The organism is Bradyrhizobium roseum (assembly GCF_030413175.1).
GTDB classification, from domain to species: Bacteria; Pseudomonadota; Alphaproteobacteria; order Rhizobiales; family Xanthobacteraceae; genus Bradyrhizobium; species Bradyrhizobium roseum.
In genome coordinates this window covers 1,624,094-1,648,941 of the sequence record NZ_CP129212.1, presented here as the reverse complement: position 1 = coordinate 1,648,941, position 24,848 = coordinate 1,624,094, and the positions used below count along the sequence as shown (strand labels likewise).

Sequence of the window (24,848 nt, the reverse complement as noted above, 5' to 3'; positions counted from 1 at the left end):
TTATTGCTCGCCGGCTGGAGTGTCTTTCAAGCCCGGAGCGGGGCGCGGGCGTTCGCGCACTGCGATGACCCGGACGCCTGTGCGATTGCCGATCCGCATCAAGGTGCCACGGCCGATCCGCTGTCCGTCGACGACGATATCGACCGTCTGGTCGTGCAGCGGCTCCAACGGCAACAGAAAGTTCGGCGCGAGCTGCTTCACCTGGCTGGCCGGCAGTTCGAAGCGTCCGATCTCGAACAGGACATGCAGCGGCCGGTTATCGGTTTCGGCTTCCCCCTCCCACGCGCCGGCCGTGGCATCGGTCGGCATACTCCATGCCCAGGATGAAGTGGCTCCGGGGATCGGATGCGTGGCAAGGCGGGGACCCTCCGGGCCGAGCGCCACCGACGCAACGAGCCGCTCGCCGATGACGGCGATCACGTCATCGCCCGGCTCGCAGGAAGCGTCGACCAGCACGACGTCATCGGGTGACAAGCGTTCGATCTCGCCCGCCGTGAGGTTGGCAGCGGCAACGCGCAGGCACACCGGGATCGGCAGGTCGAGAACGGAGCGATCGATCCCGGCATGCCGGTCAAGCCCTTCCGCAAGCCTGAACGCGTAATCCGGGGGAATTCGCAGTTCGCAACCGGTGGTCAAGAGCCCCTCTATCACGAGGGTAAAAAACAATGGCAGCTGTCCATCGTTCTCCAGCCGCTCGACCTGACCCGAATATGAATCGATCGCGAGCTTGCAACCGAGCATCATCTCGACCGCCGTCAGGGCGCTGTCGAGAGCGAATTCGAGAACGATGGCAGCCCGGTCCGGCCCCAGGCGATCGAGCGACAGCGCCGGATCCACACTATTGACCAGCACATCGAGCATCGATTGCGGCAACCATAACTCGCCGGCTTCGCCATCGAGGCGCAGCGCCACCCGATGGCTCACCTCGGGACGCCGATCGGACGGCGGCCACGCGGCGACAATGGTTGTTCGTCGTCCGCCAATCGTCGCCGCCAAGGCCGGGCGCCGACGATACACCGCGTTGAGCGCTTGCACGTGCGACGGCGCGACCCGCGGCAAGGAAAGCCCCTGCGCTTGAGGCTGAGCCGTTTCGGCGTCGTGATCGGGAGCGACCCCGTCTGACGGGTCGGCACTGGCGCGCGAAATCGTGTCAATGGCGCCGGCCGGGCCGACGGTCAGCGGGCCATCGAGGACGGATCGAAGAGCGGCGCCGGTGAGTGCCGTGACCGTCTCGGCTGCCGCGCCAGCGGTGCCGACCGGCTCCCCGGCGAGGCCGGATGGCGCCGCGGGGCTGTCGGTCCGTGCTGCCTCAGCCTCTGCCTCTGGCGCTGAGACAGGCACCGCTGCCTCGGAGACTGTCTCGGTTGGTGCCAATGCGGCGCCGACCGGATCGACCGCAATTTCGGCTGGCTCCACGGCAGTGTCGGCCGGGGTCGCAGCAGCGTCGGGCGGCCCCGAGGTGGGGCTGGCTGGCTCCGCCGGGGTGTTGTCGGTGAGCGCTTCCACGGTCTCGGCTGACGCAGAGGCAGCCGGGACGGTCTCTCCGGCAGCCTCGGTTGGCTGCACGGCAGTGCCGGCTGGACTCGCAGCGACGTTGGCTGGCAGGCCACCAGGAATGGGAGGCGGCTCCGAGAGGCCCTGCACCTGCGCAGCGGATCGAGCCGCTTCAAATGCGACAGCGATTTCCTCGACGCTCTGCGCGCCGTCTCGTGTTTCCGACCGAGGAAACAGGATCCAGGCCAGAGCCGCGAGTTGCAATGCGATCGGCACCATGAATGCCATCGCATAGGCCGTCGCTGACGTTTGACCTGATGCCGCATGTGGCCAGATCGCGACGACGCCACCAACAGCCGACTGGATGAAAAGGGTAGCGACATACTGCAACACGCCGATGCTCGCGCATGCGCGAGCCGCATAGGCTTGCGGAAAATGCGTCAGCAGGACGACGAAGGGCAGCGTGGCTGCAGCGGCGGCCACCAACACGCCCCAGACGATAGAGTTCGGCAATGCTATGCCGCCGACCGCGGCGAGCTGGATGCAGCCGGAGAGCGCGACGGCGCCCACAAATACGCGTGCAGCCGATAGACCCTTTCGCACAGCCCAGTCGGCGAGCCACCCCCAGACCAGCGCACCTGCGGCCTGGCCCACCGCTATGAAGCTGATGTAGGTGATAATGCTGGTGAGCCTGACCCCATTCACACCAAGCCAGCCTGCAACCCATTGGCCCTGGATCGCCCATACCGTCCCGACCACAATCGCGGCGAGCGGCGCCAATCGTCGAAAGACCGGATCGCGCAGGACGAATGGCAGGCCGTGGTCGTGATCGGGCACATCGCCGGTGACGGTTGCAGGTGTGGGAACCAGCAGCAGGGCCAGGATAGCGCAGAACGTCGACAGCGCGGCCAACAGGATAAACAGCGCCCGCCATCCATGCGCGCGCACGAAGACTGCGGCCGGATCGGCCATCGCGAGCGCGCCGACCCCTGCGACCGCTATGAGGCACCCCGTCGCCAGGCCGAGGCGCTCACGCGGAAACCATGTGACGACCGCCTTCATTGCCGCGAGGAGCGCCGAGGCGGCGCCCGCACCGAGCAGCGTGCGGCCCATCATGAGGCCGAATGATCCTGTAGACAGGCCGCATATCAATGCGCCGAGCGCCGCCACCGCCATCATAACCGCCTGGACGGCACGCGGCCCAAATCGATCAATCGCAATGCCGGACGGCAGCAGGCAAACCGCAAAAGCCAGTGGAAATGCCGCAGTCAGCATCCCCAGCGTGCCCTTACCGATCGCCAAATCGGTCGTCAGATCATCGGCAATAAGCGGATCTAAGCTCTGAAACAGAACAGACAAAAAATATCCGAAAGCGAGTGGAAGAAATCCCACCATGATCCGGAGAAAAGAAATGCGATCGCCTTTGATTTCAACCCGTGTTGCCATGCAGTACTAGCTTCCAGGACGGCCAAAACCTCACCATGAGGGCGCATTCCGGTGAAGGCGACCATGGATTCCGACGCATGGCGACCATTTGATCCGGTCGATGTCAAGCGTCAGGTGGCGCCCGGGCGGCGCGGCAACAATCGGCGGGGTTTCATCGAGCCGCCGTCGGACGACGACGATTACGCTTCCGGCGATAGCGAATACACTTGGCTGGATGGGAGCGTGGTGACCTTCATCACGCTCGCAATTGCTCGGCACTCTTGCACGCAGGTCAACTCATGATCGTGCCGAGAGCCTTGGCGCGCGCCTTGGCATCGCTGATGGCGCGGATCGCCGTCGCGCGCGCGAGCAGTTTCTTCACTTCGCTTGCCGACAATCCCTTGGGCACGGCGGCCCGCCCTTCGTTGCCCCGCCCAAGCAGACCGTACACGATCACCAGATTCCGCCGATGTCGTGCCTCCGCCCCCGACGACGCGACGACGATGCGCGCGGCCTCTATCGCCTTGGCTTCCTGCCCGTCGAGCGCGGCCGCGAGGGCGAGGTTGGTGCGGATATCGAGGTCGTCAGGCGCAAGCGCGCTCGCAGCGTCGAATGACAATTGCGCTTGCGCGAATTGGCCCGCAAGCATCTGCGCCACGCCCAACCGATTGTAGGCCGTCATCGTATTGACGACCGGGGCGGCTTTCGCCAGGTGCACGACTGCACCGTCGGCATCGCCAGCCTTGACCAGGGCCGAGCCCAGTCCGATCAACGCATCGGGATTGTCAGGGGCCACAGCGAGTGCGGCCCGGTAGGCCTGGATCGCCTGATCGGTCTTGCCGGCGCGCGTATAGGCGTCGCCGAGACGCACCTGCGCTGCGGCATCGCCGCTCGACGCGGCAGCCGCACGCTCATAGATCGGTAGCGCGGCGACGATCTGTCCCTGGGCTTCGACGTCGGATGCAACACGCATCAACCCGTCCCGATCCGGCTTCGTCTCGGTAGTGACCGCTGCATCCAGCAACGCCTGCCCCGCGCACCCGGCGAGCAAAAAGCCGAGGAGGGTCGGCACGGCACAGGATGCGAGACGAAACCCGATGCTCATCGCCCTGTCCTTGGTGGTGGGCATGCAGCATCAATGCTGCATCGCAAAACGGAGGTGGCCTGGCCGCCCCCATCAAGCCAGTGTAGCACGCTCACCTCGTCCCGGCAGGCTTCTCCGTCACGCTCTCATTCCCGGCCCCCTGCGGCAGGGTGCCCGGCAGGCGCGCAAGGCCGCCGCCCAGAGTGCCCTTGGTGCCATAAATGTATTCCTGCGCCGCCCGCGCCGTGGGAGCCGCTGGAGCGGCGCCGAGCGGGCGGCCGTGGACCAGATCGGACTGGCGCTCGGCCATGCGCTGAAGGTTGTGAGCGTTGGCGCAGCCGGGCGGCAAATGTGGACCCAGGAATGGAGGCTCCGTCGCGTCCGCTGTCAGGCAAGCTTTCGGGACCAGCACATAGCGTGTGCGGCCCTTCCGGTCGACCACGGGCACGGAAGCATAGTCCGGCGAATAGTCAGGCGGCTGCTGCGGAAAACTACCCCAGTAAACCGTCGGTTCCGGATAGGGCGGCGCCGCCGCACAGCCGGCGAGGGCCGACGCCGCTACGGCGAGGCAAAGGTAGACGGCGGACATACGCAGCATCGTGCACCCTCGATCGATCATTTGAACACAAAGCCGGAATTTGATTCGGGTAGCGACTTGGCTTTGACGAGAGCCGGCCCGGGCGGCGGCGGCGGTGCGGGCCTGTCGAGGGGGGTCGCAAGGCCGCGGTCGCGCACAGGTTTGACGAGGACCGGCGTGATGAGAATCACGAGCTCCGTCTCGTCGCGACGGTATCGGGCAGAGCGAAACAACCCGCCGAGAATCGGAAGGTCAGCAACTTCGGGGGTTCTGTCGAAATCCAGCGACATCTGTCGCTGAAACAAACCAGCGATCGCAAACGTCTGGCCGCTCGCTACCTCCACCGTCGTGTCGGCCCGCCGGACCATCAGGCTCGGCAGGTCGACGCCATTGGCTTTGACAGCCCCTACCCGCGACAGCGAACTCACTTCCGGTTTCACCCGCAGAGCGATTCGATTTGTCCTGATCAGGGTCGGCGTGAACTCGAGCGAGACCCCGAACGGCTTGTACGTGACACTGATCTGCCCTGCCTGGTTTCCGGGGGTCGGGATCGGAATCTCGCCTCCCGCCAGGAAGCTCGCGGACCGCCCGCTCGACGCCGTCAAATTCGGCTCGGCCAGGATGGTCATCATCCCGTTGCGCTGCATCGCACCGACGAGCGCATCCACCTCGCTGCCGCTGCCGCCGAACGCAATGCCACCGCCACCTGACGACCCGATGCCCAGGCGCTGGACGTCATCGCGCGACACCTCGGCAAAGCGCACGCGGATATTGATCTGTTGCGAGCCGGCGATTGTGGTGTTGTTGATCGGCGGCTGGTCCGGCGGAGAGTAAGTATCCGCCGTGTTTTGCACGTCGACCGCTTCCTCGACGGAGCCCGTGCGGCCGGTCGCGGCCACCCGATTGCCGAACAGCCTGAGCTTGGTGTGAGACGTCGGCTGAAGGTCGCGGATAGCACCGTTGGCGGAGCCGGAGTCGGCGACAACACGAAACGCCACATTGGCGCGCATCTTGTGTTCGGCCGAGATCGCGATCAGATTCGTGCTGCCGATCTTCCTGCCGTAAACATAGACGACATCGGGCGCGACGACACGCAGATCGGCGATCGTCGTGTCGCCCACGTAGACCGACTCGGCCGCCTCATCCAATTGTAGGAGGCGGCCCTGGCCCACCATCAACTCGATCGATTGTCGCGGCGAAGAAGAGCTTGTCGGCGCCTGGCCTGCAGCTGGTGGCGCGAGCAGAATAGCGAACAGGAATGCGCCCGCCTTCAGCTTCCATGCAGCCCTTACATACGATTTCACGAGGCCCGCTCCCTCAACGGCCCCTTACGGGGCCAATCAAACGCAAGGTTGATAGCAACCAAGCGAACAAAACCGATGCCCGCGCTTTTACGGTAAGTCGAGGCAATCTCAAATGTCGAACCGGCAACGTACGGGCGAAAAACTATTCTAGGTGTTATTTGGCCACAGTCACAGTTAAAGTCACAGTTCGCACCGCGGCCTGCATCGTGCCGGCACAGGTCACACACCTACGTCACACAAGGCTCAGCCGAAAGGCCCGCATTGCGTTGCACCGCTCGAGGAGCGGGCGCATCCCGCAGGGCTTCATCTCGCCCCGGCCTCCAGCTTCAACCGTTCTGCCGATTGGCCGACGCTATCAAACCCCTCCTCAGCCTGACTGCCCTTGGTCAGGGAGCCGAGGGGCTGCACGTTAAATTCAGCCGCCAGCTCCTGATAGGACATGACCGGCACGTAGATATTGCTGCGCGTGAGCAAGTGTCGTGTGACCCGCCGCACGTCCATTGCGGTAAGCACGACGGGCTTCGCGTCCGGCGCCGCTTCCGCCAGGGCGCGGGCGATTTCACTGACCAACGGCTGGACCGCCTCCTCCGTCAGGTTCATGTAGGTCCCGGCCGCGGTCTGGCGCTGGGCTGAGCGAAGCATGTCTTCGACCGAGCGCTCGAGCATATAGGCCGCGATCACCCGGTCGCGGTCGGCACACCGGAAGCAGATCTGGCGGCCCAGCGCAACGCGCACATATTCCACCAGGAGCACCACGTTCTGCTCACGCTGTCCCCATTCGACCACGGCCTCGAGAATGGCGCGCATGTTGCGGACGGGTACGTTTTCATCGACCAGGCGCCGCAGGATTTCTGCCAGCTTCTGCAGAGGCGCGATCTTCTCGGCCTCCTTCACCAGGTCGGCATAGTTCGACTGGATCTTGGTGAGGAGCTTCCGCGTTTCCTGAATGCCGACGAAGCTGCCGGCCCGCCGGTACAACATCTGTATCAGGCATCTGGCCAGAATCTGGGCCGGCAGCGCAAAGGCGACACCGGCCTGAGACAAGGTTTCCGCATGCGAGCGCTCGACCCAAAGCGCGGGGCGGTAGCTGATGAGCGGCAGCTCCTGACGGTAGGGTATCTCAAGCAGTTCGAGGTGAGCCGGCTCGTCGTCGACAAGCAGCCCCTGCGGCGGAACGGTGCCTTCAATAACCGGCGTGCCCTCGAGGTCGATGCGAAAGCGATCGTGCGCGAGGGTCGGGTCGACCTCGAGCGCGATCGACGGGATCTCGATGCCGAGATCGCTGAGCAGTTCCGCGCGCGCCTGGGTCGTCAGCTCGGCGAAGCCCTCCGGCGGTACAGCCGATGCAAGCTCGCTGCTGACCCAAACGACGATGGTGGCATCAGATGCCGGCGGGCCTGCCAGCCTTGCCGAATCCTGAGCGGTCGAACCTACTTGCGAGGGTTGGGCAGTCGTGCCTGCCGTCGCACCTGCCGCCCGCTTTACCGGGGCGTTGCGCACAGCCGCCTCGAGCGCCGCTTTCCGGCGGGCGGTCAAGAACCCGGCAAACCCGAGGACCGCCGCGAGAAGCAGAAAGGCCACCGCCGGAAAGCCTGGGACGAACGCCATTCCAACCAGGATCACCGAACCGAGCACCAGCGCCCGCGGCTCCAGGAACAACTGCCCGGCTATTTCGGTGCCCATGTCGCTGTCCGACGACACCCGCGTCACCAACACGCCGGCGGCGACCGAAACGAAAAGCGAGGGGATCTGCGCGACCAGCCCGTCGCCGACGGAGAGCAGCGCATAGGTCTCGGCGGCGGTTCCGATCGTCATGCCGTGTTTCAGGCTGCCGATGATCATGCCGCCGATCAGGTTGACGAGGACGACGAGGATGCTGGCGATGGCGTCGCCTTTGACGAACTTCATCGCGCCGTCCATGGCGCCGAACAGATGGCTCTCGCGCTCCAGTCCACGGCGGAGCCGATTGGCCTCGGCCTGGTCGATGTCGCCGGAGCGCAGGTCGTTGTCGATCGCCATCTGCTTGCCCGGCATGGCGTCGAGGCTGAATCGGGCAGCAACCTCGGCGACGCGCTCGCCACCCTTGGTGATGACCACGAATTGGGCGATCGTGATGATGAGGAAGACGACGAGACCGACGGCGATGTCGCCGCCGATCACGAAGTTTCCGAACGCACTGACGATCTCGCCGGCGTCGGCCTGAAGCAGGATGAGACGCGACGTGGTGATGGTGATCGCGAGCCGGAACAATGTGGCGATCAGAATGACCGACGGGAATGACGAGAACTCGACCGGCCGCGCGATATAGAAGACGACGAGCAGGATGAGCATGCTGACGGAGATATTGATGGCAATGAGGCCGTCCACCAGCCAGGTCGGCAGCGGAATAATGATCATGATGATCGCGACCAGCATCAGGATCGCCACGATGAGATCGCTGCGGCCGGACAAGTAGACGAGCGCGCGTGCCAATCTATCGATCATGATCAGGACCGTTCGCGTTGTTCGAGGAATCTGCGGAAAATGCGCTTCGCTTCGCTTTCATTGCCGGCGAGCCATAGCGCGCGACTGCGCAGCAGATCGAGCATGGGCTGGTCCGCGCCACCAAGCGCCTGCAGCCGCTCGATGACCTCGGCGGCCGCCTGCGGCGAGCGGCTGCGCAAGAACGCGTCGGCGAGCGTGCGCAGCACGCCCTCATCGTTCGGTGCCAGGCGAGCGGCGATCAGCAGCAGGACGAGCCCGCGTTTCGGCTGGCTGTGACGGGCATAAAGGTGGCCAAGCGCGTGCAGCAACTCCACCGTCTGGTCGCGCCCCGGCGTCATGTCGCGGTATCCTCAAGGCTGCGCGCGCGCAAATGGCGGCGCTGCTCGATCTCCTCACCCAACACGGTCTTTGCCAGGCGATTGAATTCTTCGCTCTCCTTGAGCTGCGGCAACACCGTAGTGAGCAGCTGCTCGAGGATCGCAATCGCGCGATCCGTCGACAGGATCTGGGGATCGGCAACGATCGGCTTGACGAACTCGCTGACGAGTTCGCGAAGAATAGCCTTGCCGACCGTACCCTTGCGCTCGTGGAGCGCGGCGGCAATCTGCCGCGCGAACTCCGGGGAATCGACGGCCCAGTCTTTGGCAGGGCCGCCAAAACCCTCCGGTCCACGCGATTCAGGCCGGTCGAGCGGCGTACGCTCTATGCGACGGTTATCCATGCCGGACAATCTGTCCTTTCCGCGCGCACTTCACTGACGATAGACCAGCGCCAAGGTCTCGCCGTCCTTTGCAAGGAGGATGCGGCCGTCGACAATATCCTTGATCATCCAGCCATTGTCGAGGAAGGCGCCCTTGTAATAGCGGTTGCCCTCGGTCGTAATGACATAGGGGCGCTCGCCGAACCACACGGCCTGCACATTCATCACCGGCGCCGGTTTTTTGGCCTCGGCGGGAGTTACGTTTGCGACCAGAACCAACCGCCCGCGATACGCCGCATCAAACCATTGCTGCACTTCCGTCCAGGCGCCGGTCTGTTGCTTGGTGATGTTGCCGGTGACGGTGACCTGTCCACCCGCTGCGCCAACCCGAAGAGCGGAGAGCCCCGACGCCTCGAGGCGCTCGGTGAGCTTGCGCCCGGCCTCTTCGGCGTTGAGCGCGGCTCCGTTGGGCGCGGTTACGTTAGGCCCGGTTCCGTTGAGTGCGGCGGCGAGGCTTGGAGACGGCTTGCGATCGCAGCCATTGAGCTCTGCAATCGCCTCGCGCACCGAAATTCCGGTCCGCGCCGACAAGCAATGCTCAATGAACTTGCGGTCGGCCGCGGGGAGATCGGCCATGAGCTTCGAAGCGGCGGCCAGGGCCGGATTTTCGTTGGCCGGCGCGAGGGCCTGCGCCTCGGCCCGGGCGATGCCGGTCAGGTCGTTCGCCTTCGCGGCGGGGCGCATGGCGGCCAGCCCCAGCGCCGGAACTGCCAGCAAGAGCGCGCCGGCGATCATGAGGGCCTTGGAGATGCGTGGCCGGGCGGGAGTGGCGCCGGACTCGACGTGGGCCGGTGCAGCGGCCTGATTGCGCTCGATGGAGATCCGCAGCCGCGCTTCCCCGATCGTCAGATCGATCGGCGCTTGCAACGCGCAGCCAAAGCCGTTCGCGATGACGTTCTCACCGACGCGGACGTCTCCGCCGATCGCATGAAGGTCGATGGTGCGGCGGCCGACCCGCAGGACGGCATGCTCGGCCGCGATGCCGGCGTCCCGCAAGACGATGTCGGCGCCCGGCGTGGAGCCGATACGGATATCGCCCGGTTCAAGTTCGAGGCGCACGCCGCGATGAAAGCCGGCCGTGCTCTCGAGCACGAACGTCGACGGCGACGACGAGACGGCGGCGGAGAACCAATTGGTGAAGGAAGACATCATCCCGGTAGCGGCCATTTTGGACCCCAATTCATTCTTGGCTTGACGTCCACAACATAGACCGTCGCCGCCGGGAGAACCGTGAGAGACATCACAAAAGCTGGTCGTCACGGAAAAGAGGACTGGATATTGGCGCCGTCAACAGGAGCCGGTCAATGCGCGCCCCCGGTTCTGCTTCATCCACCGGCTTCCCCGGGTGTCCGCAACGCCCGCCCTGATTTGTCTCGGCGCCGTCACAGAGGTTCAGATTGGATGGCTCTCTTGACGCGTCCGGGTGGCGCGACCTCCCGCCCACCCATCCCTCTGTCAAACCCGCGTTATCTGCCGTGCCACTGACGGGAGTGATTTCCGTCACATCTTTTCGCAGCACAATCGACGACGATCGGAGTCAGGACAGACAAGCAGCCTTGAAAGGTGGCAAGCAATGAGCATCGGCTCCACGGATACGGTCAAGAGCGCACCCCCTCCTCCCAGGGATCCCGGCGCCGCTTCGCCGAAACAGGTGAAGGAGTTCAACGAGGCGGTCGACCGTTCGAACACCTCGAACAATAGTTCACAGCCGTCACAGGGTGCGTCGACGTCGGCCCCCATCATGCTGGCGCGCCGGCCGCCGATCCCGGCCCAGACGCCTCCGCAAACCTTTACCTGCGCGACGCCCACCGCTCAGCAGAAAGCCGGCGCCTTTGTCGACCCGGCGTTACGCGACGTGGCGGCAGGTAAGAAGGAGCTCGCCAAGAATGCGAAAGGTACAGAAGTGGGCAAGATGCAGGAAGCCCTGCAGACGGCCGGTTACAAGCTGCCCAAGTACGGTGCGGACGGAAAGTTCGGCGACGAGACGGTCAAGGCGCTGAAGAAGTTTCAGACCGACCATTGCCTGAAGGATACCGGACGTCTCGACAAGCAGACCATGGAGCAGCTCAGCATCGCATCCACCAAATTCCCCGAATACGGCAAGCTGTTTGCCGACGGGAAGCTCAACACCACCATCGGTGTCGGCTTCGATGAGGGCGGCTGGGACAAGGGCCAGACCAAGGACATCATCGCGGGACTATCGAAGCGCGGCTACACCCAGTTGGACCCGAACACGGCCGCCTCCGACAAAGCCATGGCAGAACGCTTCAAGGCCGCCGGCATCGACCCGGCCGCGGCCAAGGCGGACGGGCTTCAGTACTTTACCAAGACCTTCAAGCACAACGGAAAAGACGTCACCTCGGTAGTGAAGCTGATCACGGCCGACACGCCGCAGGCGAAGGACAAGTTCGCCAAGGCCATGGGCGAGTCGGAGATGCTGATCTACGCCGGCCATGGCCGCTACGGCTCCGGGCCTGACTTCGACGACATCAAATCGCCCAATGGAAACTTTGTCATCGGTAAACCCTACGAGGCTGGTCACGTTACGCTGAACCGGGGCAAGACCGACTTGCAGAAAACGGCGATGACGAAGGACTATCAGTTGATGATGTTCAGCGGATGCACCACATCCCGCTATCTCGACGACCTGCGCGCCGTCCCGGGAAAGGACAGCAAGAACCTCGATCTCGTCGTATCGAATGAGTTGTTATACTGGCCCAACATGGAGCCCAATGCCTTCCAGATGCTGGACGGCGTGACGAGCGGCGCGAGCATCAATCAAATCAAGGCCGGGCTTGAGGACATCAACAAGGAGGAGGGCAAGGGGCCGATGTGGAAAGCCGACGGCTTTAACGACAACTAAACCCAGGTAAAGCGAGGCCCACAGCCATCCACGAAGCCAAGGCTGGACTCGAGGACATCAACCGGCAGGAAGGCAATGAACCGAATGGAGACTCGACGGCCTCGACGACGACTGACATCGCGTATGATCCACTCCGCGCTCGCTTTTGCGCTCGTGCTCGCACCGGGCTCGGGCTGGGCTGGCGCCAGCAAAGGTAATCCAATGGCCACGTTGAACGATCCCGCAGCCTCGCGCGCCGAGCGCATCAAGGCCGCCAATGCCATCGCCGACGCGAGGGACCCCCGGGCGATCGACACCCTCGTCAAGCAGCTCGCGATCATGGACGATGGAATCGTTGCAGCGGTCAAGAGCGCGCTGCGCACCCTCAATGCCGTTCCGGTGCTGGAGAAGCGGCTGGCCGACAGCGGCGCCTCCGAGGAGCAGAAAGTTTCGGCTTGCACGGCGCTGCGGACACTCAAGGAGAAGAGTTCGATAGCGCCTCTCGTCTCCGCCCTGAAAGATCAGAGCGCGCGCGTGCGCAAGGAGGCCGCGCTGGCGCTGGGTGTCATTGCGCCGGCCGAGGCCGAGACGGCGCTGCTGACGGCGCTTGCCGACAGCGACGACGACGTGCGTTACTTCGCGGCCGACGCGCTCGGCAACGTCCGTACCGCCGCGGTGACGCAGGCCATCGAGACGCGCCTGGCGGCGGAGAGCAGCCCGGTCGTCCGATCCGCGCTGCTCGCCGCCAAGAACAAGCTTAGTCGCTGATGCCCCTGATGCCGCTCACCGGCTCATATCCGCGCTCGCCCCAAAGATGATCGTCGGCAGAGAGGATTTCGCCCGATCGATCGCGGGTGACGAAGCCACCCTGGGGGTGGTTGCTGAGGACCGCGACGAACTCGGTGCGATAGTTGGTCTCGGAGCTCAGCGGCTCGTCCGAGACGATGATCGAAGACCGCGGCAATGCGGTCGGCGCGACGCGATCGAGCACCTCCTGCGGGATCGTGATGCGGTCAAGCGCGCTGCCGGCGTCGTCGCCATCGTCGATCGTGACCGCACTCCAGCGCAGGCCCGCGCCCTCCCGCGCCATCGCCGTGAACACATGCGTGCCGATCGGCCTGCCTGGATTGCGGATCTTGACCGGAACCTCGATGCTCGCATCGAACACTTCGCCGCCATCTCGCACCGGCTTGCGCGTGGCGCGCCGCACGTAGAGCTTCTGCGCCGCGCGGCTGATGTAGATCGATACCGGTTCGAGCGAGAGATTTGCCTGGTCCGCGGCCCTCCCCGCGTCGGCCTTCTTGATCTCCGCCGCTTCCGCGGCGGCCTTTGCAGCGTTGCTAGCGTCGAGCCTTCGCTTTGCTTCGGCGCTCGCGACGTCGAATTGCCGGCTTGATTCCGCAGCCCGGCGCGCGGCCTTTCGCTTTTGCTCCTCGGCCTGCACCCGGGCCTGATCCGTTCGTGCATCGATCAGCGCCCTGTCGGCCGATGCGAGTTCCGCGTCCGCGCGCCTCCTGGACACTTCGAGCGCGCGCAGCGATGCCGCGAGCGTTGCGGCCTCGCGCGCCGCCATCGTTGCGGCTCTCTTCGCCTCGCCGTCCGCCCTGGCGGCCTCCGCCGCCTCGCGCACGAGGGGCTCCGCGCGCACCGGTGCGGCCGCCAACGCCTCCGCGTTCGGGACCAGCAGCGCCGGGTGGGAAAACGGCACCGGGGCCGTGTCGTTCGGAGCGACGATCACCCGCATTCCGATCCGCGTCCTGTCGAACAGCCTTTGCGCAAAATCGAACGGCAGCCGCACGCAGCCGTGCGAAGCCGCATAGCCCGGCAGAGGTCCGCCGTGCAGCGCGATGCCGTTCCAGGTGATGCGCTGCATGTGCGGCATCCAGGCATCGTCATACATGTTCGAACGGTGGTCCTTCTTCTTCTGAACGATCGCAAAGACGCCGGCCGGCGTCTCGTACTCGGTCGTTCCGGTCGAAACCGGCGCGCGCAGGATCCAGCCGTCGGCGTCGTAGAAGGTGACCTGCTGGCTCTTGATCGACACGATCGCCATGATGGGCTCGCCGCCCTGGCGCGGCGCAACCTCCTCGCGCGTCTGGGGACGGCGCGACTCGCGCGCCGCCGTGTCGGCCGCCAGCATTGTCAGCGCCGCCATCGCGGCAAGCATGGCCGTGGCGTAGCGATCCCAGCGCCGCTTCGCCGCGGCGGTCGTGCATTGGTGCGGCATTCCCTGCCCCGGTCGAAAGCCTTGCGGACGTGCGTCGATCAAGCCTCGATCGCGATCCATTCCGTTACTTGCTCATATATCACGGCCTACGCCGGCGGAAGTGAGGCTCCGGAAGAAGAGAGCGAAGGCCGCTGCGTCGAAGCCGACGGTGGGCAATGCGGCCCGCACAAAAATATCGAAAACAACCCCATGCAAAGTAGCCGGGGATCGCCGGCAGCGCCGCCTCCGCCTGCGAAAACACTTTGACACGTCGGGCAAATCAGCGGCATTCTTGCATCGTCGCGCCATTTGCAGAAATCGCCGGGTGGTCCCCGCCGACCAGGCCAGCGCGTAGACATCCTCAAATCCCCATCGTTGACATGACGCCGCCTCGCGACGGCGCGCGACCGCTGACGCATCGCCATGCGGCACGCGCGCCGTTCCGCGCGTCCACAGGAGAGACCGATGAACCCAATCGCCGAACCCGAGCCCACGACGCCGGTCGCCGCGACCTGCCCCACCAGCACTGCCCCACCGCCGCGGATAAAATTCTCGCCGGAGGGATTTTCGATCGACCATCCGGATCCCGAGCTCGGCGACCGGCTCATGGCCGACGCCTTGGGCGCCGTCGATCGCGACGCGATGCATGGCCTGCTCAGGCAGCTGGCGCGGGCCAGTTCGAAGGGGCAGAAGCCCGACGCGAACAATCTCGCTTTCATGATCTCGATGGTGCGCAGCATCCGGCCGAGAGATTCCATCGAGGCCATGCTGGTGGCGCAGATGGTGTCGGTCCACGTGCTGGCGATGCGATGCGCCTATCACCTCGCCGGCGCCGAAGACATCGCCCGCCAGGACAGCGCCGCACGGGCGCTGGGCAGGCTGGCCCGCACCTTTCCGGCGCAGATCGACGCGCTCAGCCGCTACCGCACCAACGGCGAACCTGCCGTTACCGTGCAGAACGTATCGGTCCAGGACGGCGGCAAGGCCATCGTCGGCAACGTTACGCAGCATGCGAACGTGATCATCGCGGAGCAACCTCGGACGGATCGTGTAAAGAAAGGCAAGGCGAAGCATGCGCGCGCACGCTGGCCTGGTCACGCGGATGCAAAACCGGAAGATCAGCCGTGAGCGATCACGTCCGCAACACAGACCCGATGCGGACGAGCCCGCGATGCGGCGCCAAAACCCGCTGCGGCGATCGTGCCGCTCGCCGGCGGTGCGCGGCAAACGACGCTGTCGCATGCATGGCGGGGCGCCGACTGGAAGGTCAGGCTGCTCGTGTCACCAAGCTGACCCGGGTGCTGCCCGCCTATTCCACTACGCCAGTCCGGATGCGGACGCGAGCCGTTTGGACCGTTGGCTCGACCGGCGTGAACCACGGAAATGGCCATGGAAGTGGCAATCCCTCGACCCGCTGGAGGGGTATTCCTTCGGCTCGCTTGCCGCCCTTACACTGACCAAGCCGAATGAGCGTTGCGCCGGCAACTTGTGCGAAGCAGGCGTTTGTAAAATCCTGCCGAGACCCGTTCGGCATTGTCCCACAGACTGGAAGGTAATTGAAAGGGCAGAACACCTGTGCTTTGGCAGGCTCCGCAATGATACAACTCGCGATGATGGAAACCGCGATAATGGCGAACTTGTTCATGAGTAAGCTCTCCGCAGTGCAGTCAACCCGAAGCGCGCATCATGGTTGCCCCTCACAACTTTGTCTACCCCCGCGAGGGTGGCTGATCTGACCGTGCTGGCCCGCCGGTGAAGGGGCCGGCGTGCCGAAGACGCACCCGCAAATGGGGATGGCACTGCGGCGTCACCGGCACCGAACGCCGGGGCAAGGCGGCATCGGCAGCCGCCTTCGGACTTAAGTGGCCTGAGTCGCGCAGCAGGACCCTCCGACATAGATCAGGCCTTGCCCGGGCCGAGTATCTCGACAGGCCATCTGAAATAGGAATAGAAAATTCGCGGCCGCCCTCGCAGTCGGTAAGCTTGACGCGCAGTCGGAAGCGCATGCCGACCGGATGCATCCGCGGGTTCATCAAATCCTTGCTGCACTCGACCCGAAGTTGGGTCGGAAATTGTTCGCTTGGCACCGGCCGGATGTGGACGGGACCATGTAGCCCGGAGGTGTTGCCGGGGTAGTAGCTTTCGACTACGCAATATCGGTAAGGCTCGTTCGCCTTGGCCGTGGTCTTCTCTCCGCGCCTGCTTAGCGGACGGCGCGCTTCTTCTTGACCGGCTTCGGCTCGGTGGGCACGAAGTAGCCCGCCTTCATCCAGTCGCGGCCGACTTTGTCGACCTTGCAACCGATCTTCTCGAGTCGGTTGGCGAGGTCGTTGCGGCTCTCGGTTGTCTCCGACAGCTTAACGATGTGGCGGCCGGCCACGTCCGAGAACGCCTTCACCTTGCCGATCTGCACCAACACGGTCTTCTCGGCGTGTCGGCCCATCGCCAAGCCGGCCTCGAACAGCACGTTCGGCCGAGCCTGCCCCTGCGCTTGCCCCTCCGTGTTGCGCTCGTCGGCGCCGCGGAACTGCTCCTTCAGCGTTACCAAGTCGTCGGGCGTGAACATGACGACGACGGCCTGGGCCTTCTCCATAACCTCGTCGAGAGCGTTGCCGATGAACGGATTGTTGCCGCGGGCCTCGCGCAGAACGTGGTCCCATTCCTTAGGGTTCAAGTTGAGCGCCCGGAGGAAGTCGAACATGCTCTTGCGAATCGCCTCGTCGCGGCCGTGAACGAAAGATTGTGTTGTCCTTGGCTCGCTTCTTCACGGCCTTGGCCTTCGTCGCCGGACGGCGAGCCGGCGCACGCTCGACGATCTCCGTTTCGACATCGAACTCGAAGCCGCCGCCACGCCCCCGCTGTGCGCCACGGATCTCGGCGCGCTGCTCGGGCGTGGAATACTTGTTGGTGTTGATATGGTGCCGTCCCGCCAGCACCAGCGCGGCCAGATGCCGGTCGAGCATCATCTCATTGGCGACTTTGGCTATGCGCGCGTAGACGGCCGCCGGGCCGATGCCGAGCTTGTCGCCGAGACGTTCGATCAGACGCTGGTCGATCTTAGCCACGTCAGGCGGCCTTCTTCTTGCGCGGCTTGCGGCCGCCCTTCTTCTTCGCCCGGAAGCGGGCGAGCCTGACGTAGCCGACGGTCACACCAATCAGGGCGGCAATCTCCTTGTCGGAGAAGCCGACGTTGCCGAGCTTCACGGAAGCCTCGTCGGCCTCCATGTCCTTGACGACGTAGAGACCAAGCAGCGCCGCGATCCGGTCGAGCGCCGGCGTCCCCTGCTGCCGCTGCTCGCCGTCGTCAGCGGCGGTCGGGGCGCGCGCTTTTCTTGCTGCCTTTCTTGCCATTAGCTTTCCTTCTCTTCGCGAGGCGGCGGAGTTCGGCAACGGACGCGACGCTGGAGCCGGCAGCGTGCGCTGCGTCCCTGGTCGGCACCCCGAGCGCCTCAAGGAATTCGACTTTCGGCAACACCTCCTTAAGTTTGACGGGGTGCTCCTTCACTGCGTGGCTCAGGCACAGGTAGGCTAGGCTCTTCCCGATTACAGGCAGCCAAATCGCGTAGTCCGGATCTTCTGCAGCCATGCATGTACCTGTGGTTGAGCGATTCGCGAAGGAATGGTGACGGTCGAAGTTCCGAGAGTCCACAGTTTCCGGACCTAGAAGCCCAAAGTGTCCCTACAAAATTACTCGGGGTCAGCGGGTTAGCTTACACGGCTTTGTCTGCCGAGGCGGTTCCAGCTCACGCGTGTGGAGGTGATGCGCCGGGGCATCGTCGCGACCTTTGCGGAAATCGCCCGAGGGCCCGGCCCGTGGTCCAGTGCAACGACACCCGAAAATCCTCACAGCTGAAATGACATCGGTTCCCGACGGCGAAGGACCGCCGGCGGCTTGCCGCGCCGTACACGCCTGCCTTCCGCACTCAGAAGAGACAGAGATGAACACAATGGCCGAACTCGAAAATACCGCACCAGTCGCTAAGGCCGGATCGAACGAAGCCACCGCACCGCCGCGGATAAAATTCTCGCCGGAGGGATTCGCCATCGACCATCCGGATCCCGAGCTCGGCGACCGGCTCATGGCCGACGCCTTAGGCGCCGTTGATCGCGATGCGATGCATGGCCTGCTCAGGCAGCTGGCGCGGGCCAGTTCGAAGGGGCAGAAGCCCGACGCGAACAATCTCGCTTTCATGATCTCGATGGTGCGCAGCATCCGGCCGAGAGATTCCATCGAGGCCATGCTGGTGGCGCAGATGGTGTCGGTCCACGTGCTGGCGATGCGATGCGCCTATCACCTCGCCGGCGCCGAAGACATTGCGCGCCAGGACAGCGCCGCGCGGGCGCTGGGCAGGCTGGCCCGAACCTTTCCGGCGCAGATCGACGCGCTCAGCCGCTACCGCACCAACGGCGAACCTGCCGTTACCGTGCAGAACGTATCGGTCCAGGACGGCGGCAAGGCCATCGTCGGCAACGTTACGCAGCATGCGAAGGTAATCATCGCGGAGCAACCTCGAGAGCGGGCGAAGAAGCACCGGGCGAAGCCGGCGCGCGCACGCAAGTCCGCGCGTGTGGCTGCAAAACCGGAAGCGCAGGCGTGAGCGATCACGTCCGTAATACTGCGCCGATGCTGGCGAGCCCGCGCTGCGGCGCCAAAACCCGCCGCGGCGGATCCTGCCGCTCGCCGGCGGTGCGCGGCAAACGACGCTGCCGCATGCACGGCGGCGCAGCGAAATCAGGCGCGCCGAGGCGAAACCGGAACGCTCGCAAGCACGGCCGGTTCACACGAAGGGCGATCAACAGACGTAAGCGGATCGAGGCGCTGCTGGCTGACGCGCGGAAACTGCTGCGAGAGTTGAAGGGATGATGGGCTCACGGCTGCGGCTGGAGCGTTGCGTCGGTAGCTGCATCTACCGCGCGCAAGTTAAGTGCACTGGCACCGTAATTCCCGTAATTCCAACCTTGGCCTCGAACTGAGGCCCAGCGCCGCCCGTCGCCGCTGGGGCCGCGATTTGAGGTGGTTGGTATGTTTCCTTAGGTATATTGCGTTTTGTTCCGCATCTGTTCTGATATCAATGCTTCTTTTGCTAAGGTCTCCACCAACGGATCACTCATCCACAGGTAAGTCTTTGAACAATATAGCAGCTCTGATAAACTAAAGCTTCTTAATCCAGCCTTAGGCCATTGCAAGTAATCTATAGCTTATTCATATATGTAAAATGATCAAAAGAGAAGCTGAAGTTTATCTTCAGAGCAGGAATTATCTGGACTAAGGCAAGGGTTAGCATGACCGCTAGAAGCGCAGAGATCCTGTTCAAAGACAAGGTAGTCGGAACCCTGGACGAAACCGCCACCGGAGGTTCGCGCTTCACCTATAACGCCGACTGGAACACCGAAATCGGTTGCTGCTTTCCCGTCAGCCGGCGCGAGCATGAATGGAAGCAAGGGTTGCACCCCTTTTTTCAACATCTCGGCCCCGAAGGCTGGCTTCGCGATAAGCAAACCCACGTCGCCCATCTTCAGGAGCAGGATGACTTGGGGCTGCTGTTACGTTTTGGCGCCGACTGTATTGGCGCCGTCAGTGTGCGCGACAAGAACGGCGCTGCGCAAAACCTTCCGCCGGTCAAGGAGGCAACGGCCAACCCAGGCCGCACGATCTCTGGCGTACAGCGCAAGTTGCTTGTTGTCGAAGAGGGCGATCATTTTGCCCCGGCCGCCGCGACCGGTCCTGCTCCTTACATTGCGAAATTCAATTCAGAGCGGCTCGACAGCCTTGTCCGCAACGAAGCCCTGAGTTTGCGTTGGGCAGCCGCTTTGCTTGGCGCCGATGAAGTGAACACATTTACGCAAGGACAAGTCTCTAAGCTCGACGAAGTTGGCCTCGTCGTCACGCGCTTCGATCGTACGCAGGATAATCAAAAGCTCCGGCTCGAGGACTTTGCGCAGATACTCGTCAAGCCGCGAGGAGCCGATTTTAGCGGCAAGTACGACGCCTCCTATGAGGAGGTCGCCACGGCTCTCAAAAAACATTCGGTTCGACCTGAAATTGACCTTTCAAAATTCTTCCGCCGTGTGATCGTCTTTGTCCTGATCGGCAATTGCGATGCCCATCTGAAGAATTTCTCGTTGCTTGAAACACCGCAAGGTCTTCGCCTGTCGCCCGCCTACGACATCCTGAACACGGCCCTCTATGATGGCTACGATCAAAACATCGCGCTTTCGATCGATGGCAAGAAACCCAACTTGGACGAAGTTGCGTGGCCCCTGCTGTCTTCATTCGGCCTACGCATCGGCCTGTCTCAGGCTGCGGTGGACCAAGCGCGTACAGATATCAAAGCACGCGTCAAAAAAGCTGCTCGCATCATCGAGCCCCCGCGCGGCGAGCCGCCCGATGGGTTCGTTCATCGGTATTCTGACATTGTGAGGGGCGCATGCCTGCGAATCCTGGAAGAGTAGAAGCTCTCAATTGGAAATTGGTTGTCGCGGAAGCGATACGCCGCCGACGTTCCGAGAAGCTTACGCAAAAAGAGCACGCTGCATTGGCGGGCGTCTCCATTCCAACCATAGTCGCCTTCGATCGTGGTGAGGAGACGCTCACACTCGCCAAGGTGTTCGATATTTTGCGCGTGGTTGGTCTTGTCGTGGAACGCGACTCCAACAGCGTTCAGGGAGCCTTTGTATCTGACGCTCTCACGCGTTGGCGCGAGTTGACCAAAAATCTTCCCGACAATTCGCCGGGGCGTTTTCCCACCGGTTCATACCAATTTGACTACGCGTTGGAAGGCGATCTTCCGACCTTCGAGCTGCACAAATTCAAAGACATTCTGGAGAAGGCCGTCATTCGCCACACCGGTTGGCCACTGTTCTTGTTTCTCACCAGGCACGAACTCGCACCTTATGAGAAGGATGGCACGATCGAATGCTGGCTTAAGCCGACGGATGAGACGGGTGCCAACCGTCCCTTGGGCGATCCCGCCCATTGCGATTTTTGGCGCGTCGCTCCATCTGGCCGCGCCCTTATTGTCCGTGGCTACCAAGAAGATTCGCAGGATACCTTTGCGCCGGCAACAATCTTTGACACGACTCTACCGGTTTGGCGCATGGGTGAATTACTCCTGCATGCAGCCGAACTCGCGACGCTCATGAAGCGCGACGCGGCGGACATCAAGGTCCGCATGCGCGCGCACTACTCGGGCCTGACGGGACGCGTTCTTCGCAACTGGGGTAACCCGTCCAGTGACTTGATATTTGAGGGTGGGGCCGCGCGCAGCGACGAAGCCGTGCTCGAAACGACCGCCACGATTCAGGACATTAAGGAAAAGCTAGCTGACGTGCTCCATCCGCTCGTCGCTTCGCTGTTTGAAAGATTTGGAGTAAGCGGACTTTCCGTTGAGCGCGTTCGGGCGGAAGTTGGGCGCCTCACGGAGAATTCATTGCACTCCGTAAGGAGCTAGGTTGCTTACGGCCGATCAATTCCGACAGCACGACAAACTTCAGCTTGCGGCATTATTGATGGACTACCGGCTTGCCGTGAATGTTCTCAGGCATGGCGAAGGAAGGAGCCATCTAGAGCTGCTGGCGAGAGCAGACAAACTCGAATTCAAGGTTCGAGCAGACGGTTGGAGTGATAACGTGCTCACGGCCCGCGGCTAGAGCAAGGGGACGCACAGGGGACGGTTCGATGATAGCAGTCGGCGCCGGTCGAGCGCGCTCGCTATCGGACGGTTCACGGAAAACGTCCTCAAGACAGCGCGCACGCCGACGACGGCGAACGAGGAGAGAACGCATGCCATCGATCATGATCGACAAGCGCTACTGCGGTCCGCCGAACTCCGGAAATGGCGGATATGTCTGCGGCCGGCTGGCCGCACATATTCAGGGCGGCGCCGAGGTGACGTTACGCGCGCCGCCTCCGCTGGACAGGCGGCTCGATGCCGTCGCGACCGACGGCACGGCATGGGAGCTTCGCGACGGCGCCACGGTCGTTGCCACCGCCCGATCGGCCACCGTCGAACTTGCGCGCCTTGAGCAGGCAAGCTTCGACGAAGCCTGCGCGGCCGAATTGACCACGCCGATCAAGCCGCATGAGCATCCGCTGCCGACCTGTTTCGTGTGCGGTCCGGCGCGGGCGCTTGGCGACGGCCTTCGTATTTTTCCGGGACTACTGGCGCGTCAACCGCCCACCGCTTCGGCCGTGTTCGCGGCGGCCTGGACGCCGGATCCGACCTTGGCGGCGGAAGACGGACGGGTTGCGCCCGAATTTCTTTGGTCGGCGCTCGATTGTCCCACGGGCTATGCTTCCTCTCATGACCGCGAGAGCGGCCGCTTCGACCGCACGCCGATCCTGCTCGGCCGGATGTCGGCACGGATCGAGACACGGCCGCATCCGGGAGAGCGCTGCGTCATCACGGCCTGGGAGGCCGGCCGCGACGGCCGCAAACGCGTCGGCGAAGCCGCAGTCCATGGCGAAAACGGAACGTTGCTGGCCGTGGCCCGAGCGACCTGGATCGCAGTCGATCGCGACGTACAGCTTGGCCGCGCCTGAAGGCCGCAGCCGGGACGATCCATCTCGCCGGGGGCACCTGGCCCCTACAGCGTGCGGTATCGTTCGATCGACACGATATCCGTTGCGGCCGCCCGATCGGGTGCATTTCAGCGCGGCGGCAGCCGACGCGAACGCCATGGCATCCGGCACGGTCAGGCTTGCACCGATCGCCAGCGCGTAGGCGCCGTGGAAGACATCGCCCGCTCCTGTCGTATCGACGACGGAAACGGGAAAGGCGGCGCGGTGCTGCGGGCGGCCGTTTTCGTACCAGCTCACGCCTTCGCCGCCGCGCGTGACGGCAACGACGCGGCAGTTGAACCGGGCGAGCGTGTCCAGCGAAACATCGTCCGCCGATCCGGCAAAGGCTGCGAGCGCGGGTTCGGAGAAAATCGCGTGGTCGATCAGCGGCAGCAGCCGTTCGAACACCTCGGCGTCGGCGACATCGCCATCGAGTACGGTCGGAATGCCCAGCGCGCGCCTTGCCGAACAGCGCCACCGCGCCATCGACCCAGCGCGGATCGGCCAGCACCGCAGAGGCCCTGGCGACGTTGTCGAGCGGCAGGCAATCGGCAGCTTCCGGAAACCACCCGCGGAAGTTCACGATCTGCCGCTCGCCAAGACTGTCGACGATGATGCCGGACATCGAGGAGCGTCCGTCCGCGAACAACCTGAAAACGGTGAAGATCACCGCCGGCGCGGAGAGCGCCGACAGTTCCAGCCGCTGCCGGTCCTGCGTCAATGTCGCAGCCGCGTCCGCCGTGCCCCCGCTTCCCCTCATGCCGGCGTTACTTTTGCGCGATCAGCGCATCGAGCGCCTTGTCGGCATCGGCGCAGGCCTGATCGACGGTCTTCTGCTTCAGGATCAGGTCCTGCACGGCCTGGCCGATGAATTCGCGCGACTCGGGATTGGCGACGATGGGGTAGCCGACTTCCGAGGAGCCCTTCTCGGCGAGCACGTCGAGCGCAGCCTGCCATTCCCTGCGTACCGGCTCGGCCTCGATCCACTTGCGGTACTCGGGATCGTTGGCGACGGCCGGCCGCGGCGGCGCGATGCCCTGCAGCGCCATGCGCTTCTGGACGTCCGGGCTGGTCGCCCACTGCACGAAATACCAGGCCGGGCCTTGCTGCTTGCTGTAAGCCGACACCGCCATGCCCCAGCCGATCGCGGTCGGCACCTGCCCGGCCTCGCCTGCCGGGAACGGCGCGAGGCCGGTGTCCTTCAGCCGCTCGCCGCCGTCCATCACGGTGCGCAGCTCATTGGAGGAGTCGAACGACATCGCAGCGCGGCCGCTGCGATAGAGCGCCGAGATCTGCTGAAAGCTGTAGTTGACGACGCCGGGCGGGCCGAAGTCGCGCAGCAGGCGGCTATAAGTCTCCAGCGATTGCTTGCCCTTCGGCGAGCAGAGCGCGGATTTTCCGTTCACGATGTAGGTGCCGCCGATATTGTGCAGCACATTGCTGAAGGTGTAGGCGATCGCGGGCTTCAGGCCGCGCGAGACGAACGGCGTGATGGTGCTGTCGCAAGCCTTGATCTTCTCCGCCGCAGCCTCGATGTCCTTGATGGTCGCGGGCTTCTCGACGCCGCAGCGCTTGAGGATATCGGTGCGGTAATAAAGGATCGGCCCTTCGATGTTCATCGGCATGCTGGTCAGCTTGCCGTTGAACGTGCCGGCCTTGAGCAGCGCCGGGCTGAGGCCGGCGAGATCATACTCCTTCGCCGCCTCATCCTTCGACATCGCTGCGAGATCCGCGTACCAGCCGGCGGCGGCGAACTGCTCGCCCTCGCGCGACGGCAGCGTCATGAACACGTCGACCTCGTCGCTGCGGGCGTTCATGACCGTGACCAGGCGCTGCCGCATCTGCTGCTCCTGGTAGCCGTCGACCTTGAGCGTCATGCCGGTCAGTTTTTCAAAATCGGCCTTAAAGCTCAACAGCGCCAGCGCCAGCGGGTTGTTGTTGGCGAGGAAGGTGACGGTCTTGCCCTGGAATTTCTTCCACTCGAAATCGGCGGCGTGCGCCGGCGCGCTGGCGACGGCGAGAACCGGCAACGCTGCGCACGCCGCAAACGTCCTGGCGTTCATGGAGTCCTCCCTGACCCGGCTTGCCTGCCCCGTTCGTCAGCCCGCCCCT

23 protein-coding genes and 1 pseudogene are annotated in these 24,848 nt (G+C 64.0%); 9 read left to right on the top strand and 15 right to left on the bottom strand.

Features of this window, described 5'->3' with window-relative positions:
* Positions 1–2,940, bottom strand: a complete 2,940-nt coding sequence (locus QUH67_RS07735) for an MFS transporter (protein ID WP_300946090.1) — start codon at positions 2,938–2,940, stop codon at positions 1–3.
* A 63-nt stretch (positions 2,941–3,003) separates the two neighbouring features.
* On the opposite strand from QUH67_RS07735, the gene QUH67_RS07730 reads away from it, so the two are divergent.
* Positions 3,004–3,222: a hypothetical protein gene (locus tag QUH67_RS07730; protein ID WP_300946089.1), complete on the top strand. Its 219-nt coding sequence runs from the start codon at positions 3,004–3,006 to the stop codon at positions 3,220–3,222.
* On the opposite strand, the gene QUH67_RS07725 is transcribed toward QUH67_RS07730, so the two are convergent.
* The 7 genes from QUH67_RS07725 to QUH67_RS07695 form a co-directional block, all read right to left on the bottom strand.
* Positions 3,212–4,048 carry a tetratricopeptide repeat protein gene (locus QUH67_RS07725; RefSeq protein ID WP_300946088.1) on the bottom strand — a complete coding sequence of 279 codons (837 nt, stop codon included), beginning with the start codon at positions 4,046–4,048 and terminating at the stop codon, positions 3,212–3,214. The two genes, QUH67_RS07730 and QUH67_RS07725, sit on opposite strands and share 11 nt — an antisense overlap.
* 67 nt (positions 4,049–4,115) lie before the next feature.
* Positions 4,116–4,592 (bottom strand): hypothetical protein, encoded by a 477-nt coding sequence (locus QUH67_RS07720; protein WP_300946087.1) that lies wholly within the window; start codon positions 4,590–4,592, stop codon positions 4,116–4,118.
* A 26-nt stretch (positions 4,593–4,618) separates the two neighbouring features.
* On the bottom strand, positions 4,619–5,884 hold the full coding sequence (locus QUH67_RS07715; RefSeq protein WP_300946086.1) for a type II and III secretion system protein family protein: 1,266 nt from the start codon (positions 5,882–5,884) through the stop codon (positions 4,619–4,621).
* Between the two features lie 303 nt (positions 5,885–6,187).
* Positions 6,188–8,356, bottom strand: a complete 2,169-nt coding sequence (gene sctV, locus QUH67_RS07710; RefSeq protein ID WP_300946085.1) for a type III secretion system export apparatus subunit SctV — start codon at positions 8,354–8,356, stop codon at positions 6,188–6,190.
* Positions 8,357–8,370: 14 nt separating this feature from the next.
* Positions 8,371–8,706, bottom strand: coding sequence for a type III secretion apparatus assembly chaperone SctY (sctY, locus tag QUH67_RS07705; protein WP_300946084.1), 336 nt, complete (start codon positions 8,704–8,706; stop codon positions 8,371–8,373).
* Positions 8,703–9,098, bottom strand: coding sequence for a hypothetical protein (locus tag QUH67_RS07700; RefSeq protein WP_300946083.1), 396 nt, complete (start codon positions 9,096–9,098; stop codon positions 8,703–8,705). The genes sctY and QUH67_RS07700 overlap by 4 nt, the downstream gene beginning before the upstream one ends.
* A gap of 21 nt (positions 9,099–9,119) precedes the next feature.
* Positions 9,120–10,295, bottom strand: coding sequence for a SctD/MshK family protein (locus tag QUH67_RS07695; RefSeq protein WP_300946082.1), 1,176 nt, complete (start codon positions 10,293–10,295; stop codon positions 9,120–9,122).
* A gap of 256 nt (positions 10,296–10,551) precedes the next feature.
* Here QUH67_RS07695 and QUH67_RS07690 point away from each other — a divergent pair, with 256 nt between their 5' ends.
* Both QUH67_RS07690 and QUH67_RS07685 read left to right on the top strand, forming a co-directional pair.
* On the top strand, positions 10,552–11,991 hold the full coding sequence (locus tag QUH67_RS07690) for a peptidoglycan-binding domain-containing protein (RefSeq protein ID WP_300946081.1): 1,440 nt from the start codon (positions 10,552–10,554) through the stop codon (positions 11,989–11,991).
* Between the two features lie 201 nt (positions 11,992–12,192).
* Entirely contained in the window at positions 12,193–12,738 is a 546-nt protein-coding gene (locus QUH67_RS07685) for a HEAT repeat domain-containing protein (protein ID WP_300946080.1), read from the top strand.
* On the opposite strand, the gene QUH67_RS07680 is transcribed toward QUH67_RS07685, so the two are convergent.
* Positions 12,728–14,197 (bottom strand): L,D-transpeptidase, encoded by a 1,470-nt coding sequence (locus QUH67_RS07680; RefSeq protein ID WP_300946079.1) that lies wholly within the window; start codon positions 14,195–14,197, stop codon positions 12,728–12,730. The genes QUH67_RS07685 and QUH67_RS07680 overlap by 11 nt on opposite strands.
* 444 nt (positions 14,198–14,641) lie before the next feature.
* Here QUH67_RS07680 and QUH67_RS07675 point away from each other — a divergent pair, with 444 nt between their 5' ends.
* The gene (locus QUH67_RS07675) at positions 14,642–15,304 is read left to right on the top strand and encodes a hypothetical protein (protein WP_300946078.1); all 663 of its coding nucleotides are present in this window, start codon (positions 14,642–14,644) and stop codon (positions 15,302–15,304) included.
* Between the two features lie 1,075 nt (positions 15,305–16,379).
* Here the strand turns inward: QUH67_RS07675 and QUH67_RS07670 are convergent.
* From QUH67_RS07670 to QUH67_RS07655, 4 genes are read right to left on the bottom strand one after another with little or no spacing between them, the layout of a single operon-like run.
* A complete protein-coding gene (locus QUH67_RS07670) occupies positions 16,380–16,877 on the bottom strand; it encodes a TIR domain-containing protein (RefSeq protein WP_300946077.1) in 498 nt (165 codons plus the stop codon).
* Positions 16,840–17,241, bottom strand: a complete 402-nt coding sequence (locus tag QUH67_RS07665) for a hypothetical protein (protein ID WP_300946076.1) — start codon at positions 17,239–17,241, stop codon at positions 16,840–16,842. The genes QUH67_RS07670 and QUH67_RS07665 overlap by 38 nt, the downstream gene beginning before the upstream one ends.
* Position 17,242: 1 nt before the next feature.
* The gene (locus QUH67_RS07660; protein WP_300946075.1) at positions 17,243–17,527 is read right to left on the bottom strand and encodes a hypothetical protein; all 285 of its coding nucleotides are present in this window, start codon (positions 17,525–17,527) and stop codon (positions 17,243–17,245) included.
* Positions 17,481–17,762: a hypothetical protein gene (locus tag QUH67_RS07655; protein ID WP_300946074.1), complete on the bottom strand. Its 282-nt coding sequence runs from the start codon at positions 17,760–17,762 to the stop codon at positions 17,481–17,483. Before QUH67_RS07655 ends, QUH67_RS07660 begins: the two co-directional genes overlap by 47 nt.
* Positions 17,763–18,114: 352 nt before the next feature.
* Between QUH67_RS07655 and QUH67_RS07650 the strand changes: the two genes are divergently transcribed.
* From QUH67_RS07650 to QUH67_RS07630, 5 genes are all read left to right on the top strand, one after another.
* Positions 18,115–18,774, top strand: coding sequence for a hypothetical protein (locus tag QUH67_RS07650; RefSeq protein WP_300946073.1), 660 nt, complete (start codon positions 18,115–18,117; stop codon positions 18,772–18,774).
* 26 nt (positions 18,775–18,800) lie between these two features.
* Positions 18,801–19,040, top strand: coding sequence for an HGGxSTG domain-containing protein (locus tag QUH67_RS07645; RefSeq protein ID WP_300947967.1), 240 nt, complete (start codon positions 18,801–18,803; stop codon positions 19,038–19,040).
* 419 nt (positions 19,041–19,459) lie between these two features.
* Positions 19,460–20,629 (top strand): type II toxin-antitoxin system HipA family toxin, encoded by a 1,170-nt coding sequence (locus tag QUH67_RS07640; RefSeq protein WP_300946072.1) that lies wholly within the window; start codon positions 19,460–19,462, stop codon positions 20,627–20,629.
* On the top strand, positions 20,605–21,627 hold the full coding sequence (locus QUH67_RS07635) for a helix-turn-helix domain-containing protein (RefSeq protein ID WP_300946071.1): 1,023 nt from the start codon (positions 20,605–20,607) through the stop codon (positions 21,625–21,627). The genes QUH67_RS07640 and QUH67_RS07635 overlap by 25 nt, the downstream gene beginning before the upstream one ends.
* A 332-nt stretch (positions 21,628–21,959) precedes the next feature.
* Complete coding sequence (locus QUH67_RS07630; protein ID WP_300946070.1) at positions 21,960–22,718, top strand: hotdog family protein; 759 nt, start codon at positions 21,960–21,962, stop codon at positions 22,716–22,718.
* A gap of 78 nt (positions 22,719–22,796) precedes the next feature.
* Here QUH67_RS07630 and QUH67_RS34835 read toward each other — a convergent pair.
* A pseudogene (locus QUH67_RS34835) lies at positions 22,797–23,496 on the bottom strand (PfkB family carbohydrate kinase); the annotation flags it as partial.
* A 7-nt stretch (positions 23,497–23,503) separates the two neighbouring features.
* Positions 23,504–24,799, bottom strand: coding sequence for an ABC transporter substrate-binding protein (locus QUH67_RS07620; protein WP_300946069.1), 1,296 nt, complete (start codon positions 24,797–24,799; stop codon positions 23,504–23,506).
* Positions 24,800–24,848 lie beyond the last annotated feature (49 nt).